Below are 17,078 nucleotides of genomic sequence, written 5' to 3' on the forward strand. Positions count from 1 at the left end.
GCCACCCTCACCCCCGACCACCCCTTTGTCCCCATCAACCTGCCCGACCTGGTCAGCGACATACGGCACACCGTCGACATGATCGCCAAGTCGTTTCCGCATATTCGGGGCATCGACACCCGCTCCGCGCTCGCTGAACTGCCCGAGCTGCGCCAACTCGCAGCCCGCGCGGAGGAGTTCGGTCCGCTGGTCGAGCTGGCTGAGAGGCTGGGCGCGCTGGTGCGGGGCTATGCGAGGCACCCGCGCGGTGTGATCTTGTCTAATGCTTCGCTGCTGGGCCGGCTTCCGGTGCAGCCCACACCGAGCGGCCAGTACCCGATGGTCCAGGAAGACAAGGAGCACGTCGAGGACCTCGGCCTGCTCAAGCTCGATGTGCTGGGGATGCGGATGCGGTCGGCGATGGCCCACGCGGTTCATGAGATCCGCCGCACCACCGGCCGCCACCTCGACCTCGACAACCCCGACCACGTTCCCTTCGACGACCCTGCAACTTTCGAGATGATCCGCCGCTCCGACACACTGGGCTGCCTCCAGATCGATTCTGTGTCAAGTTCAGGCGTGTTGCCTCTAGCTTGATCTTTAACCTGTGCGGCGGGGGCGTGGGGTGCTGATGCTCAGCGCCTCGTCTCGTACCTGGTCAGGACCACGCCGCCGGGAAACGTCCGCGTCTCCACCAGGTTCAGGTTCACCCAGCTGTCCAGCGCGGTGAAGAACGGCGTGCCGCCGCCCACCAGGACCGGATGGGTGGCGATCGCGTACTCGTCGATCAGCCCGGCGCGCATGGCCGCCCCGGCGAGCGTTGCGCCGCCGATGTCCATTGGGCCGCCGTCCTCGGCCTTGAGCCGGGTGATCTCGGCGATCGCGTCGCCGGTGACCAGGCGGGTGTTCCAGTCGACCTTGTCGATCGTCGAGGAGAACACCACCTTCGGCGTGTCCCGCCAGTTCCGCGCGAACTCGATCTCCGCCGGGGTGGCGCCCGACTGCTGGTCGCCGGTCGGCCAGTAGGAGCTCATCGTCTCCCATAGCTTGCGCCCATACAGCGACAGGCCACTCGCCTGCTCGTGGTCGAGCCACCACTGGAACAGCTCATGGCTCGGCGGTCCGCTCCAGCCGATGTCGTCGCCGGCCGCGGCGATGTAGCCGTCCAGGGTCAGGTTCATGCCGTAGATCAGCTTCCGCATGGCCCAGCCTTCCGTCCGTGGGTGTCCGGCGTATAGACCAGCGCGGCGCGGGAAACTCATCGGTGCGCGATCTGGGCTCGCCGGTAGTCCTCGTGCTCGGGGCTCAGCGTGGTGTACTCGGCCGTCGCGGGCAAGCCGCCTGATCTCGACCTTGCCCTCGCGAGGAAATACCACAGATTTGAGACTGATCATGGGTGACAAGGCCGTGAGACAGCCAAGAACGCCCAGGTCACGCAAGATCGACATGTCACGAACGGCGAGAGGGGCCTCCCCCTGAGTGGTGGACACGCTGATACTGGATCTGCTTGATCCGGAGGAAGCGAGAAGACCGCCGATGGCGATGAAGGACTACTCGGACGAGTTCAAGGCCGATGCCGTGGCCCTGTACGAGTCCACACCCGGGGCGACCTACAAAAGCATCGCCGCCGACCTGGGCATCAACCGGGCGACACTGCGTGAGTGGGTGCTGCGGGACCGCGAACACCGCGGTGTCAGCGCCACGGCTGCAAAGCCGGCCGTCGAACCAGGGGTGGCGGTGCCGCCCGACGCTCCGGACGAGCGGATCCGGCAACTGGAGGCGCGGGTGGCAGAGCTCGAGGCGAGTGAGCGCAAGCTGGCCACCGAGCGGGACATCCTCCGCAAGGCAGCCAAGTATTTCGCCGGGGAGACGAACTGGTGATGAGCCGCTTCCAGTTCGTTGACGATAACCGGGACGCCTACGAGGTGAAGCGGCTCTGCCAGGTCCTGGACGTGAACCGGTCCAGCTACTACAAGTGGCTCGCCGGCGCCGAGGCCCGGGCCACCCGGCAGCACCAGGACCGGCTCCTGGCCGAGGAGATCCGCGAGGTCCACGGCGAGTCCGGCGGCGCCTACGGCTCCCCGCGAGTGACCGCCGAGCTCCGCGAGAAAGGACGGCGGGTCAACGAGAAGCGCATCGCCCGGATCATGCGGACGTTCTCCATCACCGGGATCCGCCTGCGCAGACACGTGCGCACCACCGTCCCGGACCCGGCAGCCTCACCGGTCCCGGACCTGTTCCAGCGGGACTTCACCGCCACCGGACCCGGACTGAAATACATGGGCGACATCACGTATCTCCCCCTGGAAAACGGGCAGTTCCTCTATCTGGCGACCGTGCTGGACTGCTTCAGCCGCAAGGTCGTCGGCTGGTCCATCGCCGACCACATGCGCACCAGCCTGGTCGCCGACGCACTGCGGATGGCAGCGGCGACCCGCGGCAGCCTGGAGGGCGCCGTGTTCCACTCCGACCACGGGGCCCAAGGCGGATTCAACCGGTCGTTGCAACACCTCGTCCTCGGAGGTGTTGATGGGCAGGCCAGCAGGGTGGATGGCGGCGTTGACCGGGCGTTCGCCGATGAAGTCACCAGGTGCGCCGGCGCTACGGCGGGAAGTGGAACGTCAGTTCTGGCGGGAGATCGCGAAGGGACTGCTCCCGGAGGAGGCGGCAGCTTCGGTCGGCGTATCCCAAGCGGCGGGGGGAAGATGGTTCCGCCACGGTGGCGGCATGCCACCCATGGATCTTGGCCCGCAGTCCGACCGGTACCTGTCCTTTCACGAGCGTGAAGAGATCGCGATCCTCAAAGCGCAGGGCATCGGGGTCCGGGAGACCGCGCGACGTCTCGGCCGTGATCCTTCGACGGTGTCCCGGGAACTGCGGCGCAACGCCGCGACTCGTGGCGGCCGACTGGACTACCGGGCTTCGGTCGCCCAGTGGAAGGCCGATCTGGTGGCCCGGCGCCCGAAGACCGCGAAACTGGCGGCCAACGACCGGTTGCGGGACTACGTACAGAAGAGGCTTTCCGGCCAGGTCAGCCACCCCGACGGGACGATGCTGGGGCCGGAGGGGCCACGGTGGAACGGAAGGAACAAGCCGCACCGTGGCGACCGCCGGTGGGTCATGGCGTGGAGTCCGGAGCAGATCGCGAACCGGCTGAAGGTCGACTTCCCCGATGATGAGTCCATGCGGATCAGCCACGAGGCGATCTACCAGGCCGTGTTCATCGAAGGCCGGGGAACGCTCAAGCGCGAGCTCGTCGCCTGCCTGCGCACCGGCAGGGCACTGCGGGTGCCCCGAGCCCGGTCCAAGCGGAAGTCCTGGGCCCACGTCACGCCCGAGGTGTTGATCAGTGAACGGCCGGCCGAAGCCGACGACCGGGCCGTCCCGGGACACTGGGAGGGAGATCTTCTGATCGGACTGGAGCGATCGGCGATCGGCACGCTGGTCGAGCGCACCACCCGGTTCACAGTGCTCGTCCACCTGCCCCGCGAGGACGGCTACGGCACGGTTCCCCGGACCAAGAACGGGCCGCCGCTGGCCGGCTACGGGGCGGTGACGATGAAGAACGCGCTGGCGGCGACGGTCGGCACCCTGCCCGAGCAACTATGGCGGTCGCTGACCTGGGACCGCGGCAAGGAGCTGTCGGCACACGCCCAGTTCACGATCCAGACCGGCATCCCGGTCTACTTCGCCGACCCGCACAGCCCCTGGCAGCGCGGCTCCAACGAGAACACGAACGGCCTGCTGAGGCAGTACTTCCCGAAGGGAACCGACCTTTCTCGATGGGCGGCTGAGGATATCGAGGCGGTCGCAGCCACGCTCAACAGCCGACCCCGGAAGAGCCTCGGTTGGAAGACACCCGCCGAAGCCCTCAACGACCATCTACTATCGATGAAATAAGCCTGTGTTGCATCCACTGGTTGAACCTGGTCAATACGGCTCCCGGGCCTTCGCCGGCCTCTGCGACCAGCTCGGGGTCACCCGGTCGATGGGCGCGGTCGGCACCAGTGCCGACAACGCGGCCTGCGAAAGCTTCCACGCCTCCCTGAAACGCGAGACCCTCCAGGGCGCCCACGACTACGGCGACTCCGGCACCTGCCGCAGGACCGTCTTCGCCTGGCTGACCCGCTACAACACCCGCCGACGGCACTCCGCCAACGGCCACCTCAGCCCCAACGAATACGAACACCGACACCACACCGCTAAACTCACGCTCGCCGCGTGATCAATAACCGCGTGCCCACCTTCACGGGGGAAGGCCCAGAACCCACATCTGTCGGGTTGCGCACCCGTGCGGGTTCCGGGCCCGGTAGAACTGTGGGTGTGACGCGTGCGCAACTGACTGATGCTGATGGGGAGTTCATTGCTCCATTCCTGCCTATCGGGGAGTTCGGTCCTTATCCGGGTGGCGAGCAGCAGACCCGATCCGATCTGGCCACCGCCCGCTGCCAGGGCGGTGAGGGCTCCGCCGCGGAAGCCGTCGGCGCGGAACTCCTCCGCGCCGCCGTCGAGTCCCCTGCCGCCCAGGTGGGAGCTGATCTTCTGCACCCCGTGGCCGGCGACGAGCAGACCCACCAGCAGACGCAGGATCAGATTGCCGGTGTCCAAGGAGGTCAGCCCGCCGCGTGCGCGCCGATGACGCTCTGCGCGTACACGACGCCCAGGCCGTACGCGCCCGCGTGGGCCTTGACGATCTCCATGACCGCGCCGTACGTCTCCTGACGCGCCCAGTCCCGCTGCAGCTCCAGGAGCACCTGCACCCAGGTCACCGGCACCGCGCCGGCGGCGATCATCCGCTGCAGCGCGTGCTCGTGGGCGGCCGGGCTGACGCCACCGGAGGCGTCGGAGACGACGTACACCTCGTACCCCTGCTCAAGCGCGGAGAGTGCGGGCAGAACGAGGCAGACCTCGGTCCACAGGCCGGAGAGGATGATCTTCTTGCGCCCGGTCGCCTTGACCGCCGCCACGAGCGCCTCGTCCTCCCAGGCGTTCATGGTCGTGCGGTCGATCACCTCGTTCTTGGGAAACACCTCGGCGAGCTGAGGCAGCAGGGGCCCGGAGAACGACTCGGCGGCGACCGTGGTCAGGACGGCCGGCACATCGAACGCCTGCGCCGCCTTGGCAAGACCCACGGTGCTGTTGATGATCGCGGCGCGGTCGCCGCTGCCGGTGCCGAAGAACATCTGCGGCTGGTGGTCCACGAAGAGCATGACCGCGTTGTCGGGCGTGAGCAGGTCCGCACTCGGAGCGGCCTGCACGTTGGTGATGTCGAACATGAGGGGTCCTTTCGAAGCAGTCGGTACCGTGCCGTCCACGCTTTGCGGTTCGGCACACCCGAAAACTAGGTCCGGACCGACCGACCGACTTTCCTCCCCGTGCCCGGGAGTTGGCACGACAGCGCATCACCGTCAAGCGCATGCAGACCTCCACACAGCCCGGGCCGGCGCCGCACTGGCGCCAGATGCGCCGGTATGAAGGTGGCTGAGGATCAGGAGGCGCCACGCTGTGGGGAGTTCTTCCGGACACCGCGGGTCGTAGGGGCGTTTGGCGCAGGGGGTGGACACGAGCACGGGTGGCAGGGCCGGGGCTCAGGTTTCGCGCCAGACCTAGGAGGACTCCGTCAGGTCTTCCTCTCGGTCCTTTTCGGGAGCATGTTGAGAGTGTGGACACACACGAAGTGAACCGTGCTCGGGCGAAGTTGGCGTTATTCGTAGCTGATGTGTTCGCCTCGGTGCCGCGCAAGGATCAGCGGGCCAAGGGCGACTGCTATCTGCGGGGGCTGATGCTGGACGGGCGGCGCAAGTCGATCCAGTCGATGGCGGAGCGGCTGCCGGACGGCAACGAGCAGAACCTGCAGCAGTTTGTGAACCAGTCGACCTGGGATCCGGTGCTGGTGCGGCGGCGGATCGCGCAGCGGATGGTGCCCCAGGTCAGCCCGGACGCCTGGGCGGTCGATGATGTGTCGTTCCCCAAGGACGGCCGGATGTCGGTGGCGCTCGCCCACCAGTATTGCGGGGCGTTGGGCAGGCAGGCCAACTGCCAGGTCGCGGTGAGCGTGCACGCGGTCTCCGATACCGCGTCGGTTCCGTTGCAGTGGCGCCTGTTCGTGCCCGAGGAGTGGGCGGCGGGTGCCGTCCGTCGGCGCAGGACGGGGGTCCCTGAGGACATCGGGCACCGGGAGAAGTGGCGCCTGGCCTTGGACAGCATCGATGAGCTGGCCGGATGGGGGCCTGCACTGCCGGTGCTGGTGGCCGACGCCGGCTACGGCCAGAACGCCGGCTTCCACGACGGGCTGGAGCGTCGGAGCAACGGCTACGTCGTGGCGGTCCGCTCGGATGTGACCGTCCACCCCCATGATGCGGTGCCCACGGCCCCCACCTGGTCCGGCAACGGCCGCAAGCCGCAGCGCCGCTACCGCGACAAGGCGTCCCCGGTGGCCGCGCTCGCGGCCGGCCACGGGCGGCAGGCCTTCACCGAGGTGACCTGGAAACGCGACATGACATCCACTGGATTCTGCGAGGGGGCGCGGCACCCGCCGGCGCCGCGCCCCACCTGACCCGGTTCAGCCGTTTCAGCAGCTACTGTTCGTCTGCGTCAACATGCCCAGGCGATAGGGCAGTTGGGAGTAGTCGCCCGATGCCGACGGGTCGAGCCCCTGATACAGGAAGCGCAGCCGGCACGGGTCGATCTCCATCGTCTGGTCGACGCCGTCGCGGACCATCTCGCCGTGGCTGATGTCCTTGGTCCAGGCGCCCCCGGGGAAGGACACGTTGGTCGAGCGGGCGAAGGGGTTCGCCTCGGTGTCGGCCAGCGGTGTCCACTGTCCGTCCAGGCCGTGCGACGTCCACGAACGGAAGTAGCGCCGCCCGTCACTGCCGATGGCCTCGACCAGGAGCAGGTACTGGTCGGCCGTGCCTTTGATCTTGTAGACGTTGCTCGCCTCGAAGAGGTCGAACCGGTCGTCCTGAAGGACGATCTTCGTGTTGCCGAAGCCGTTCGGGAACTCCTTGACGGTGGTCTCGGACCGGTAGAGGTGACCGTTGTCGTCCGACGAGAAGAGGTAGCACTTCTCCTCGTCGCACACGGTCCAGAAGTCGACCCAATAGCCGTTGCCGATGTTGTCCTTGATGATCTGCGGCATGGAGTCCTGGAAGTTCTTCGGCGCGCTCCAGGACATGGGGTCGTCGATGTCGGTCGTCGTCGAGTAGGAGGGCAGACCCGTCTGGTAGACGAGGTACCACTTCTTCTTCGGGGCGAAGTAGAACGCCTGCGGCGCCGCCCGGTACCCCTTGCCGATCGCCGTGGTGTCGAGCGGGGTCTGGCGGGCCGCGCCCGCCTGCGACCAGTCGGCGAAGGTCGTCTGCACCAGGCTCCAGCCGCCGGAGGTGTCGGCGGTCGTGGCGAAGACGTGCCACTTCCCTTTGTACCGGACCACCGACGGGTCCTTGACCGAGACCACCGGGTGCGTGGCGTCGGGCTGCGGCGCGATCAGCGGGCCGCTGGACGACCAGGTGAAGGACGGCGTCAGGTCGTCGCCCTGCGCCGTGGCGGTGGGCGCCGCGCCGAGCGCGACGAGCAGCGCGCCCACGGCGGCGAGCACGGAGACGAGCGCTCCTCGCCCGCGCACGCCCCTCACTTCTTCCGCTTCGCGGCCACGAGCGCGTTCACGATCGCGTCGTACGCGGGCTTGTGCTGCAGGTTCTCGTCCCAGGGCAGCGCGGCGCCCTCGCTCGGGAAGACCGACGGGATCCATGAGTGCCGGTCGGAGTATCCCCACACGGTGATGCCCACGCACCGCCGCACGGCGAGGCAGGCGCTGGTGGCCCGCCCGTACCAGTCGGCCTGCTGGGCCAGCTTGGCGTCGTCCGCCGGGAGGATCATGCGGATGTCGAGCTCGGTGAGGGCGACGTCGAGGCCCAGGTCGGCGAAGCGCTGGATGTTCTGCTGCATCTGGTACGGGAAGCCGTACTGCAGGGCGAGGTGCGCCTGCATGCCGAAGCCGTCGACCGGTACGCCGTCCGCCTTGAGCTGCTTGATCAGCGTGTAGTAGGCGTCCGACTTCGCCCCGATCCCCTCGACGTTGTAGTCGTTGAGGTACAGCTTGACCTTGGGGTCGGCGGCGTGCGCCCAGCGCAGGGCGTCGGCGATGTAGCCGGGGCCGAGCGTCTTGTAGAAGATGTTCTCCCGGTACGTGCCGTCCTCGTTCATGATCTCGTTGGCCACGTCCCAGGCGAAGACCTTGCCCTTGTAGTGCTTCACCTCGGTCGTGATGTGGTTCTTGAGGATCGAGCGCAGCTCGTCGGCGGTCCAGGTGCCGTCCGTCAGCCAGCTCGGCAGCTGGCTGTGCCACAGCAGGGTGTGGCCGCGCACCTTCAGATGGTGGGCCTTTGCGTACGCCACGATCTCGTCGCCGGCCGTGAAGTCGAAGACGCCGCGCCGGGGTTCGGTGGCGTACCACTTCATGCCGTTGCCGGGGGTGGTGGCGCCGAACTCGCTGCCGAGCAGATCGGCGTACGCGGTGTCGTCGAGCTCCGGGTTGTCGACGGCCGAGCCGAAGTAGCGGCCGGTCTGCCGGGCGAGGGAGTCCAGCGTCGTGGCCTTGTGGCGGTCGGCGTCGGCGTGGGCGGCCGGGGCGGCCAGGCCGCCGAGGAGCAGGGCCGCGCCGACACCGAAGGCAGCGGTTCTCGTACGGGCGCGGCGTGCGGGTGTGCGCATGATGATCTCCTCAACTGGGGGGCGGCGATGTGCGGTTGGCCTTGCGCGGAACGTCGTACATGTGGTGCCGGCGCGTCACTTGACGCGCATGTCGCACCGCATCCGCCGCTCGTGCCCGACCTCCCGCTCCGCCCCCGTCAGGGTGAGCGGCACGGTGTGGTGGACGCGTTCGCTGGACGCGGCGACGCGCAGTTCGAGGGCTCCGGGTTCGACGACGCGGCGGCCGTCGGCGCCGGTGTACGCGGCGAGGTCCGCCGGGAACGTGGCGTGGACTTCGGCGGACGCACCGGCGTCGAGCGTGACGCGGGCGTAGCCGACGAGCCGGACCTCGGGGCGGGCGACGGTGCCCACGGGGTCGTGAAGGTAGAGCTGGACGACCTCGGTGCCGGACCGCTCGCCGGTGTTGCGGACGGTGAGGCGGATCGACGTCTCGCCGTCGGTGGGCAGTTCGGGGGCCTCGCACTCGGGGGTGTCCCAGGTGAACTCCGTGTAGGACAGGCCGTGCCCGAACGGGAACAGGGGTGTCGGGTCCACGGTGCTGGGGAAGCCGTGGCGGCCGAGCGGCGGAGCGAGGTACGGGGCGGGCTGGCCGCCGGGGCTGCGGGGCACCGAGACGGGGAGCCGCCCGGACGGCTCGACCCGTCCGGACAGGACGCCCGCGACGGCGCCGCCGCCCTCCTGTCCGGGGAAGAACGCCTGGACGACCGCCGCGGCCCGGTCGGCCCAGCGGCCGAGTGCGTAGGGCCTGCCGCTGAGTACGACGATGACGACCGGCGCACCGCAGGCCATCGCCTCGTCGAGCAACTCGGCCTGACCATACGGCAGTTCCAGGTCCTCGGCGTCACATCCCTCGCCCGACGAGCCGCGCCCGAACAGGCCCGAGCGGTCCCCGACCACGGCCAGGCACACATCGGCGCCGGCCGGATCGTCGACGAACACGGCGTCCGGCAGCTCGGTGCGCAGCGCCTCGGCGAGTGTCGGCACCTCGACACCGGTCGGCAGGCCGGGGTGGTGGACTCCGACGTGCCGGGGGAACGTGTAGCAGCCGAGCATGGCGGCCTGTTCGTGGGCGAGCGGACCGACGAGCCCGATGCGCAGCCCGTCGCTCAGCGGCAGGGCCCCGGAGTCGTTGGCGAGCAGGACGACCGACTCCTGCGCGACCTTCTGGGCCAGCTCCCGCATGTGTGGGGGGTTCAGATCGACGGGCGCGCCGCCCGTGACGGGCTCCCAGTCGGGGTCGAGCAGCCCCAGTTCGCATTTCTGCGTGAGTACGCGCAGCGCGGCCCGGTCGAGCAGTTCCTCGGGGAGCGGGTCCGCGGGGCTGAAGCAGCGGGCCGCGGGCAGCTCCACGTCGACGCCGGCGGCGAGGGCGAGGCGCGCCGCGCCGGCCTCCCCGTCGGTGACCCGGTGCGCCTCCTCCAGCAGCGAGACGCCGTAGTAGTCCGAGACCACGGTTCCGGTGAACTCCCATTGTTCGCGTAGGAGTTGGGTGAGCAGCTGCGTGTGGGCGTGGGCGGGCAGGCCGTCAATGTCGTTGTAGGCGGGCATCACGGAGCGGGCGCCACCGTCGCGCAGCGCCATCTCGAACGGCGGCAGGATCACGTCGGCGAGCTCGCGCGGGCCGATCGAGGCGGGCGCGTGGTTGCGGGCGGCGCGGGAGGCCGAGTACCCGGCGAAGTGCTTGAGGGTGGCGACGATCCCGGCGGTCTCCAGGCCGCGCACATACGCGGTGCCGATGCTACCGACCAGGTACGGGTCCTCGCCGATGGCTTCTTCGGTGCGGCCCCAGCGTGCGTCCCGCACGACGTCCAGGACCGGGGCGAGCCCCTGGTGGATGCCGACCGCGCGCATCGACGTACCGATGGACTGCGCCATCTCCGTCACCAGCGCGGGGTCGAAGGTGGCGCCCCAGGCCAGCGGGGTCGGGAAGACGGTGGCCTGCCAGGCGGTGAAGCCGGTCAGACACTCCTCGTGGGCGAGCGCGGGCAGGGCGAACCGGTTGCCGGCGCGGATGGTGCGTTGCAGTTCGGCGAGGCGGGCCGCGCCCTCGGCGGGTTCGACGGGAACCGTGGCGAAGGGGCGGGTGAGCTGGCCGAGCCCGTACGGAAGGAGTGCGTCGAGGGCGGCGCTGCGGGCCGCGTAGGTGTTCTGGCCAGGGGCGACATCGGCGCCGTCGGTGTCAGCGCCGATCCATACGCTGGAAAGCTGGGCGGTCTTCTCCTCGGTGGTCATCCGGGCGAGCAGGTCCGCCGCCCGGACGTGGGCGGGCAGGGTGGTGTCCTGCCAGGGCTTGACCATGGAACTCCTCAAGTCTGGTGCGTGCAGGGGATGTTGGCGATGCCGGGCGGGCGGTGTCAGCCCTTGGTCGCGCCCATGGTGATGCCGCCGATCAGCTGCCGTTCGGCGACCGCGTAGAAGCCGAGCGCGGGGATCATGGACAGCACGAGATAGGCGAAGACGCGGGCCACGTCGGTCGAGTACTGGCCCTGGAACTGCTGGACACCGACCGGGATCGTCCACCAGGTGGGTTCACTGAAGACGAGCAGCGGCAGCAGGAAGTTGTTCCAGCTCCCCACCACGGCAAGGACGGAGACGGTGCCGAGGGCGGGCCGCGCCATGGGCAGCAGGATCCGCCAGAAGAAGCCGAACGGGGAGCACCCGTCGAGCGTGGCCGCCTCCTCCAGCTCGCCGGGGATCTCCCGGAAGAAGCCGCGCAGGATGACGAGGGTCATGGGCAGCCCGAACGCGGCCTGCGGCAGGATCACGCCCCACGGATTGTCGAGCAGCCCGAAGGTGCGCAGCAGAACGAACAGCGGCAGGATCGCCACGGCGAACGGGAACATCAGGCCGATGGCGAAGAGAGTGAACAGCAACTCCCTTCCCTTGAAGGCGAATCGGGCGAGCGCGAAGGCGGCTAGGGCGGCCGCTCCCACGGTGAGGATCGTGGTGGCGACGGCGATGAGGGTGGACGAGCCGAGCATCCGCCAGAAGGCGGTGTCGCCGAGGATGCCGGTGTAGTTGGACACCACCCAGGGGGACGGCAGTCCGAAACTGTTGTCGGACAGCTGGTCGGTGGATTTGAAGCCGGAGATCAGGGCGTACAGCAGCGGCGTCACCATGAACACGCCTACCACCCACGCGGTCACATACAGAGGGAAGGAGCGCAGTCGGCGCCGACGGGCCGCGCCGCGTGCGGTCAGGGTTCGGGCCGGCGCGCTCAACGGGTCGCTCGCATGTTGGTGAGAGCTCCTTCGGTGTCGCGGCGCAGCACGAACCGCTGGTAGACGAGGGCGAAGAAGAGGCTGATGAGGAACATCGCGATGCTGATCGCGCTGGCGTAGCCGACCTGGTAGCGCTTGAACCCGAACTGGAACATGGTGACGGCCATCGTCTCGGAGTGGTGGTCGGGGCCGCCCTGGGTCACCACCCACACCAGGTCGAAGAGCTGGATGGCGCCGATCACGGACAGGAAGATCGTCATCCTGATCGTGGGCCCGAGCAGCGGCAGCGTGATGTGGCGGAAGCGCTGCCAGGCGCCCGCGCCGTCGAGGCGGGCGGCCTCGTGGAGCTCGGCGGGGATGCCCTGCAGCCCGGCGAGGTAGAGCATCATGTGGAAGCCGAAGTACTTCCAGGTCATGACCAGGAAGAGCGTAGGCAGGACGCTGCCCTGTCCGGCGAACCAGAGGCCGCCGAGCCCGTCGAGGCCGATCGCTCCGAGCGCCTTGTCCGCGAGACCCTGGTCCGGCTGGAAGATCATGGAGAACAGGACGCCGGTGATGACCTCGGACAGGACGTACGGAGCGAAGAAGAGCATCCGGTAGACGGCCCGCCCGCGCAGCTTCTGGTTCAGGAGCACGGCCATGACGAGCGCGAACGGCAGTTGCAGGACGAGCGAGAAGGCGACGAGCATGCCGCCGCGCGAGAGGTCGCCGAGGAAGACCGGGTCATCGAAGAGGCGGATGAAGTTGTCGAGGCCCACGAAGTCCGAGGGCGACCCGATCCCTCCCCAGTTGAAGAAGCTGACGTAGAGGGCGTACAGGATCGGGGTGAGGACGAGCAGGCAGAACAGGACGAGGGCCGGCACGGTGAAGACGAAGGGGGTCAGCCAGTCCCGCAGCCGCCGCATCCGCGGGCGCGAGTCGGCGCTCACGCCGCTCGGCTCCTTGGCGATGTCCCGGCGGACGTCGCGCGCCTGGATGGAAGTCATCGAAAGAGTCCCGGGCTACTGGCTCTTGGCGACCTGAGTGATGGAACGCGCCACTTGTTCGGGGGACTTGGACCCGGCGATCAGAGCGGCCACCGAGTCGTTGACCTCCTGTCCGACGGCCGGCGGGTAGGCCTGGTCGAGGTAGAGCTGGAAGCCGGTGGAGGCGTTCAGCATGTCGGAAACCGCCTTGAGGTAGGGGTCGGTGAGGGCGCCCATGGAGCCCTTGTTGATCGGGATCAGGACTCCCGCCTTGACGAGCTTGCTGTCCGACTCGGCGCCCATGAAGAACTTCAGGAAGTCGATGGCCTCCTTGGGCGCGCCCTTGCGCAGGGCGTAGCCGCCACCGCCGCCGAAGACGTCGGTGCCCTTGCCCTTGCCGCCCTCGACGGAGGGGAACGGGAAGAAGCCGAGGTCGTTGCCGATCCCCTTGCCCTCGGCCGCCTGAACGGTGGGCGCCCACTGCCCCATCAGCTCCATCGCCGCCTTTCCGTTGCCCATCTGGGCGGCCTCGCCCGTGGGGCCCGAGAAGGCGGCGCCGAGGAAGCCCTTCTGGAACGGCTGGAGGGCGACGAGTTCCTTGATGTGCTCGCCCGCCTTGACGAAGTCGTCGCCGGTGAAGTCCTTGGCCTCGGCGGCCTTCTGCATCCCGTCGACGCCCGCGATGCGCATCGCGAGGTAGGCCCAGTAGTACATGCCGGGCCACTTGTCCTTGCCGGCGAGGGCGATCGGGGTGATGCCGGCCGTCTTCAGCTTCCTGACCGTGTCGAGGAAGTCGGACCAGGTCGTGGGCGGGGTGGCGACACCGGCCTTCTTGAAGAGCGCCTTGTTGTACCAGAAGCCCACGCCGCCGATGTCGATCGGCACCGCGTACAGCTTGCCGTCGAACTGGTAGGCCTCCTTGGAGACGGGCACCAGGTCGTCGATCCACGGCTTGACGGAGTCTGTGAGGTCCTCTACGAGACCGGCGTCCACTTGCTGCTTCAGCACACCCCCGCCCCAGGTGTGGAACAGGTCCGGCAGCTTGTTGGAACTGGTCAGGGCGGTCAGCTTCGACTTGAACGCCTCGTTCTCCAGCGTCACCAGCTTGATCCGCACGTCGGGGTGGGCCTTCTCGTACGCCTTGGCCTGCTCCGCCCACAGCCGCTTGGACGGCTGGGTCGTCTGGATGTTCCACCACTCGACAACGGTGCGTCCCCGGCCGTCGGTGGACCCGGTGTCGGAGTCCCCGCAGGACGAGAGCACCACGGTCCCCAGACCGGCGACGGTGGCGGTGCCGAGGAATCGTCGGCGGGAGAAATCTGAGGCTGGCATGGCACACCTTCCGGAAGAGATCCGAAAACTATCGGGAGATGGCCACGGAAGTTACGGACACGCGACGGGGGTGTCAACGGCCTTTACAAAAGAGACCGTTGACACCCCCGGAGCGGCGTCTTCCGTTACGCCTCGCGCGGCGCCCCCGTACTGGCCCTGACCACGAGCTCCGTCGCCAGCTCGATGCGTGGCGACGCGGGCGCGACGTCGCGCGCGAGATCGAGAACGGCACGGGCCGCCAACTTGCCCATATCGGAAAGGGGTTGGCGCACCGTGGTGAGCGGCGGCGCGCTCCAGCGCACCTCCGGCAGGTCGTCGAAGCCGACGACGCTCATGTCCTCGGGCACCCGCAGACCGCTCCGGCGCAGCGCCTCGATCGCACCCAACGCCATCTGGTCACTGGCGGCGAAGACGGCGGTGGGCGGGTCCGAGAGATCCAGCAGCCGGTTGCAGCCGGTGAATCCGGACTCGTGGTAGAAGTCCCCGGGCACGACCAGCTCGTCCTCGACCGGCACGCCCGCGACGTCCAGGGCCGCCCGGTAGCCGTCGAGCCTGGCCCGGGAGCACAGCAGCCGGGGCGGGCCCTCGATGAACCCGATCCGGCGGTGACCGAGTCCCAGTAGATGCTCCGTCGCGGCCATTCCGCCCGCCCAGTTGGTAGCGCCCACCGTCGGCGCATCGGTGGCGGGCGAGCCGGCCGGGTCGATCACCACCAACGGCACGCCCAGGCGCCGCAGTTCGTCGTGGAGGCCGGGTTCGAGGACGGACGTCACGAGGATCACCCCGTCGGAGGCGCGTGCCCGCAGATTGGTCATCCACTGCCGCGCGGCCCCCACCCGGTCATGGTTCGCGGAGACCACCGTGCCCACCTCGGCCTCGTGCGCGACCTCCTCGACACCGCGGATGATCTCCACGGCCCAAGGGCTGTCCAGGTCATTGAAGACCAGGTCGAGCAGGGCCGCCCGCCCCGCCGGCGCGGGCGGCCGACGCTGGTAACCGTGCCGGTGCAGCAGATCCTCGACCCGGGCCCGGGTGGCGGGCGAGACATCGGAGCGCCCGTTGACGACCCGCGAGACGGTGGGCACGGACACCCCTGCCTCCCGCGCGATCTCGGTGATCGTCACCTTGGCCGGCCCGTCCGGGCTCCGCGTGGCAGCCTTGCGCTGAGCGCCTTCCCCGGCCACGTTCCCCACCTCCGTCAACCTGTGCATCCGGAAGATCTCCGTGTGCTTTCCGGAAAACCGTAGGACATGCCCCCGGCCTGCCGCCCGTCAAGCCCCACCCTCCACGATCCCGCGCAGCCAGGCGAGTTGGCGCCGCACATGGGCGCTTCACCCCCTTGTCGACCGTTGTACGGATACGCGTGGATCTCCCGCCCCGATGGAGTCCTGCACGCTGGCCGCGGTGACGAGGACTCCGAGGAGGAGTCCGCCGGTGTCGATGCTCCGCTTGCGGCCCACAACCCGTCGGTCCTCTTACCGGCCTTCCCGCCTGCGGACTTGCGGCGGAGGAGGCTGTTGTACTGGTCGAAGACACCGTCTCCCTGCGGGTCAGTTGGTGCGGTGGGACCAGTTGGCAGGGAGGTCGCCGGGGGCGACGGAGATGACGGATTCGTCGTCCGCGCCGACGTACTCGAAGAGGGTGATGTGGGCGAACTCGGGGACCACGTAGATCGGGTAGGTGGGTCCGTTGTCGCGGTACGTGTGCACCTCGTCGAGGTGGTCGTTCTGGAAACACACGGTGCGTTCGCCGTGCTCCTCGACCCAGTGCGGGAAGAAGATCACCCCGTGCAAGCGGCACTTGCCCGGCATGACGTTGACCGAGACCGACGTGCCGGTCGGCTCGTTCCAGGAGACCTTGTAGCTGTCCTCGTCGAGCTGGACGAGATCCACGTGCTGGTCCTTGACCCAGCGCCCGCCGACCATGCCGGAGTGGATCCGGTAGTCGATGGTGTGGTCGTTCTTCACGTACATCTCGTACTGCCAGCCGTTGGAGTAGGTGTAGATGAAGCGGTGGCCGACGATCCCGGACAGGTTCTGCGGCGGAGCGGGCCGGGCGACGGTCGTCTCGAAGTCTTCAGTGGTCAGAGCGAGCCCTGCCGGTACTCGCAGAACTGCTCACCGTCCTGGAGGCGGAGCCACCGGGGCGCTGAGACCCCACTGCCGGTGTCCCTCGGCTCCCCGGCCCCCGCGCCGTCGCCCGGGCCGCTGCTGCTCGCGCCAGCTGCGCCACGAAGCGGCCGTGCGACGGGTACGGCACAGCCTCGCCCGGGTGAACGGCGTCGACGCCCCGCGGAACCAGCCGCCGCAGGTCTCGTTTCAAGTGGGCCCGTACGCACGTGGCTCCGCGGTTCGGCAAATCCGGAGCCGATCATCGTCGCGACCGATGAAGCGTTCAGCCTGCGCCTCCTCCCCAAATGAACATCCACTATTTTGAATTTGTGTGGTGGGTTGTGTACTCGCGCTGGTCGGGGGCGATTGCCTGGCGTCAAGATCGTCTGTCAGCGCGCGATCTCGCTGTTGGTCAGTACGAGCAGGGCGCGCAGGAGCGTGGTGGCGTGACGGACGTGCAGGCGGAGCTTGGTGAGGATGCGCCAGACACCTCACCTTGCCAACGCGTCAAGAGCCGGTGGCGAGTTCGGTGAGGAAAGCGATGCGTTCCTTAAACAACTCGCACCGCTGAAGACAGTGATAGAGCTGTCCGAGCATTCGAATGAACAGGTTCCGCAGGGCTGCCGCGTGCCAGTCGCCGTGTTCGTCGCCGCGCCGACGGTAGTGGCCTTGGCCCGGGTGATCCGTTCGGACCGGCGAAGGCCCAGAGGTAGCCGGTGGTTGAGACGGTCGTTCTTCACCGACCGCCGCGTGAT

The 17,078-nt window shown here is 68.6% G+C and carries 13 protein-coding genes and 7 pseudogenes; 7 read left to right on the forward strand and 13 right to left on the reverse strand.

Going from position 1 to position 17,078, the window contains the following annotated elements; all coding sequences use genetic code 11:
• Window positions 1-72: 72 nt before the first annotated feature.
• Window positions 73-558, forward strand: a pseudogene (locus OG456_RS46805) (DNA polymerase III subunit alpha); the annotation flags it as partial.
• 56 nt (window positions 559-614) lie between these two features.
• Here the strand turns inward: OG456_RS46805 and OG456_RS46810 are convergent.
• On the reverse strand, window positions 615-1,181 hold the full coding sequence (locus tag OG456_RS46810; RefSeq protein WP_266571198.1) for a dihydrofolate reductase family protein: 567 nt from the start codon (window positions 1,179-1,181) through the stop codon (window positions 615-617).
• Window positions 1,182-1,458: 277 nt separating this feature from the next.
• Here OG456_RS46810 and OG456_RS46815 point away from each other — a divergent pair, with 277 nt between their 5' ends.
• The 4 genes and pseudogenes from OG456_RS46815 to OG456_RS46830 all read left to right on the forward strand — a co-directional run.
• The gene (locus OG456_RS46815; protein WP_266571199.1) at window positions 1,459-1,860 is read left to right on the forward strand and encodes a transposase; all 402 of its coding nucleotides are present in this window, start codon (window positions 1,459-1,461) and stop codon (window positions 1,858-1,860) included.
• A pseudogene (locus tag OG456_RS46820) lies at window positions 1,860-2,450 on the forward strand (IS3 family transposase); the annotation flags it as partial. The gene OG456_RS46815 and the pseudogene OG456_RS46820, both read left to right, overlap by 1 nt.
• A 79-nt stretch (window positions 2,451-2,529) precedes the next feature.
• The gene (locus OG456_RS46825; protein ID WP_266571200.1) at window positions 2,530-3,879 is read left to right on the forward strand and encodes an IS30 family transposase; all 1,350 of its coding nucleotides are present in this window, start codon (window positions 2,530-2,532) and stop codon (window positions 3,877-3,879) included.
• A gap of 34 nt (window positions 3,880-3,913) precedes the next feature.
• Window positions 3,914-4,204, forward strand: a pseudogene (locus OG456_RS46830) (integrase core domain-containing protein); the annotation flags it as partial.
• A 182-nt stretch (window positions 4,205-4,386) separates the two neighbouring features.
• On the opposite strand, the pseudogene OG456_RS46835 reads toward OG456_RS46830, so the two are convergent.
• Together OG456_RS46835 and OG456_RS46840 are read right to left on the reverse strand one after the other, a co-directional pair.
• Window positions 4,387-4,587 (reverse strand): annotated as a pseudogene (locus tag OG456_RS46835) (DoxX family membrane protein); the annotation flags it as partial.
• 5 nt (window positions 4,588-4,592) lie between these two features.
• Entirely contained in the window at window positions 4,593-5,255 is a 663-nt protein-coding gene (locus OG456_RS46840; RefSeq protein ID WP_266571201.1) for a hydrolase, read from the reverse strand.
• A 386-nt stretch (window positions 5,256-5,641) separates the two neighbouring features.
• Between OG456_RS46840 and OG456_RS46845 the strand changes: the two are divergent.
• Window positions 5,642-6,472: pseudogene (locus OG456_RS46845) on the forward strand (IS701 family transposase); the annotation flags it as partial.
• A 78-nt stretch (window positions 6,473-6,550) separates the two neighbouring features.
• Here the strand turns inward: OG456_RS46845 and OG456_RS46850 are convergent.
• The 9 genes and pseudogenes from OG456_RS46850 to OG456_RS46885 all read right to left on the reverse strand — a co-directional run bounded on the left by OG456_RS46850 (window position 6,551) and on the right by OG456_RS46885 (window position 16,299).
• Entirely contained in the window at window positions 6,551-7,606 is a 1,056-nt protein-coding gene (locus tag OG456_RS46850) for a non-reducing end alpha-L-arabinofuranosidase family hydrolase (RefSeq protein WP_266571202.1), read from the reverse strand.
• Between the two features lie 5 nt (window positions 7,607-7,611).
• Complete coding sequence (locus OG456_RS46855; RefSeq protein WP_266571203.1) at window positions 7,612-8,694, reverse strand: endo-1,4-beta-xylanase; 1,083 nt, start codon at window positions 8,692-8,694, stop codon at window positions 7,612-7,614.
• Between the two features lie 75 nt (window positions 8,695-8,769).
• On the reverse strand, window positions 8,770-10,992 hold the full coding sequence (locus OG456_RS46860; RefSeq protein ID WP_266571204.1) for a glycoside hydrolase family 3 N-terminal domain-containing protein: 2,223 nt from the start codon (window positions 10,990-10,992) through the stop codon (window positions 8,770-8,772).
• A gap of 56 nt (window positions 10,993-11,048) precedes the next feature.
• On the reverse strand, window positions 11,049-11,813 hold the full coding sequence (locus OG456_RS46865) for a carbohydrate ABC transporter permease (RefSeq protein WP_266571780.1): 765 nt from the start codon (window positions 11,811-11,813) through the stop codon (window positions 11,049-11,051).
• A gap of 98 nt (window positions 11,814-11,911) precedes the next feature.
• The gene (locus tag OG456_RS46870; RefSeq protein ID WP_266571205.1) at window positions 11,912-12,901 is read right to left on the reverse strand and encodes a carbohydrate ABC transporter permease; all 990 of its coding nucleotides are present in this window, start codon (window positions 12,899-12,901) and stop codon (window positions 11,912-11,914) included.
• Between the two features lie 15 nt (window positions 12,902-12,916).
• Complete coding sequence (locus OG456_RS46875; protein ID WP_266571206.1) at window positions 12,917-14,212, reverse strand: extracellular solute-binding protein; 1,296 nt, start codon at window positions 14,210-14,212, stop codon at window positions 12,917-12,919.
• 125 nt (window positions 14,213-14,337) lie between these two features.
• Window positions 14,338-15,423: a LacI family DNA-binding transcriptional regulator gene (locus OG456_RS46880; protein WP_266571207.1), complete on the reverse strand. Its 1,086-nt coding sequence runs from the start codon at window positions 15,421-15,423 to the stop codon at window positions 14,338-14,340.
• Between the two features lie 168 nt (window positions 15,424-15,591).
• Window positions 15,592-15,758, reverse strand: a pseudogene (locus OG456_RS50720) (IS5/IS1182 family transposase); the annotation flags it as partial.
• 4 nt (window positions 15,759-15,762) lie between these two features.
• Window positions 15,763-16,299: a phenolic acid decarboxylase gene (locus tag OG456_RS46885; RefSeq protein WP_323136494.1), complete on the reverse strand. Its 537-nt coding sequence runs from the start codon at window positions 16,297-16,299 to the stop codon at window positions 15,763-15,765.
• 329 nt (window positions 16,300-16,628) lie between these two features.
• Here OG456_RS46885 and OG456_RS46890 point away from each other — a divergent pair, with 329 nt between their 5' ends.
• Window positions 16,629-16,856, forward strand: a complete 228-nt coding sequence (locus OG456_RS46890) for a hypothetical protein (RefSeq protein WP_266571208.1) — start codon at window positions 16,629-16,631, stop codon at window positions 16,854-16,856.
• On the opposite strand, the pseudogene OG456_RS46895 reads toward OG456_RS46890, so the two are convergent.
• Window positions 16,831-17,038 (reverse strand): annotated as a pseudogene (locus OG456_RS46895) (IS110 family transposase); the annotation flags it as partial. The gene OG456_RS46890 and the pseudogene OG456_RS46895 overlap by 26 nt on opposite strands.
• Between the last annotated feature and the right edge of the window lie 40 nt (window positions 17,039-17,078).

Origin of the sequence: Streptomyces sp. NBC_01446, from assembly GCF_026340095.1 — a bacterium.
Taxonomy (GTDB): Bacteria; Actinomycetota; Actinomycetes; order Streptomycetales; family Streptomycetaceae; genus Streptomyces; species Streptomyces aureus.

Excerpts from the sequence above, each read along its gene's own strand:
- OG456_RS46810 (WP_266571198.1), bottom strand. The coding sequence starts at position 1,181 with ATGCGGAAGCTGATCTACGGCATGAACCTGACCCTGGACGGCTACATC.
- OG456_RS46825 (WP_266571200.1), top strand. The coding sequence starts at position 2,530 with ATGGCGGCGTTGACCGGGCGTTCGCCGATGAAGTCACCAGGTGCGCCG.
- OG456_RS46840 (WP_266571201.1), bottom strand. The coding sequence starts at position 5,255 with ATGTTCGACATCACCAACGTGCAGGCCGCTCCGAGTGCGGACCTGCTC.
- OG456_RS46855 (WP_266571203.1), bottom strand. The coding sequence starts at position 8,694 with ATGCGCACACCCGCACGCCGCGCCCGTACGAGAACCGCTGCCTTCGGT.
- OG456_RS46860 (WP_266571204.1), bottom strand. The coding sequence starts at position 10,992 with ATGGTCAAGCCCTGGCAGGACACCACCCTGCCCGCCCACGTCCGGGCG.
- OG456_RS46865 (WP_266571780.1), bottom strand. The coding sequence starts at position 11,813 with ATGGTGACGCCGCTGCTGTACGCCCTGATCTCCGGCTTCAAATCCACC.
- OG456_RS46870 (WP_266571205.1), bottom strand. The coding sequence starts at position 12,901 with ATGACTTCCATCCAGGCGCGCGACGTCCGCCGGGACATCGCCAAGGAG.
- OG456_RS46875 (WP_266571206.1), bottom strand. The coding sequence starts at position 14,212 with ATGCCAGCCTCAGATTTCTCCCGCCGACGATTCCTCGGCACCGCCACC.
- OG456_RS46880 (WP_266571207.1), bottom strand. The coding sequence starts at position 15,423 with ATGCACAGGTTGACGGAGGTGGGGAACGTGGCCGGGGAAGGCGCTCAG.
- OG456_RS46890 (WP_266571208.1), top strand. The coding sequence starts at position 16,629 with ATGAACATCCACTATTTTGAATTTGTGTGGTGGGTTGTGTACTCGCGC.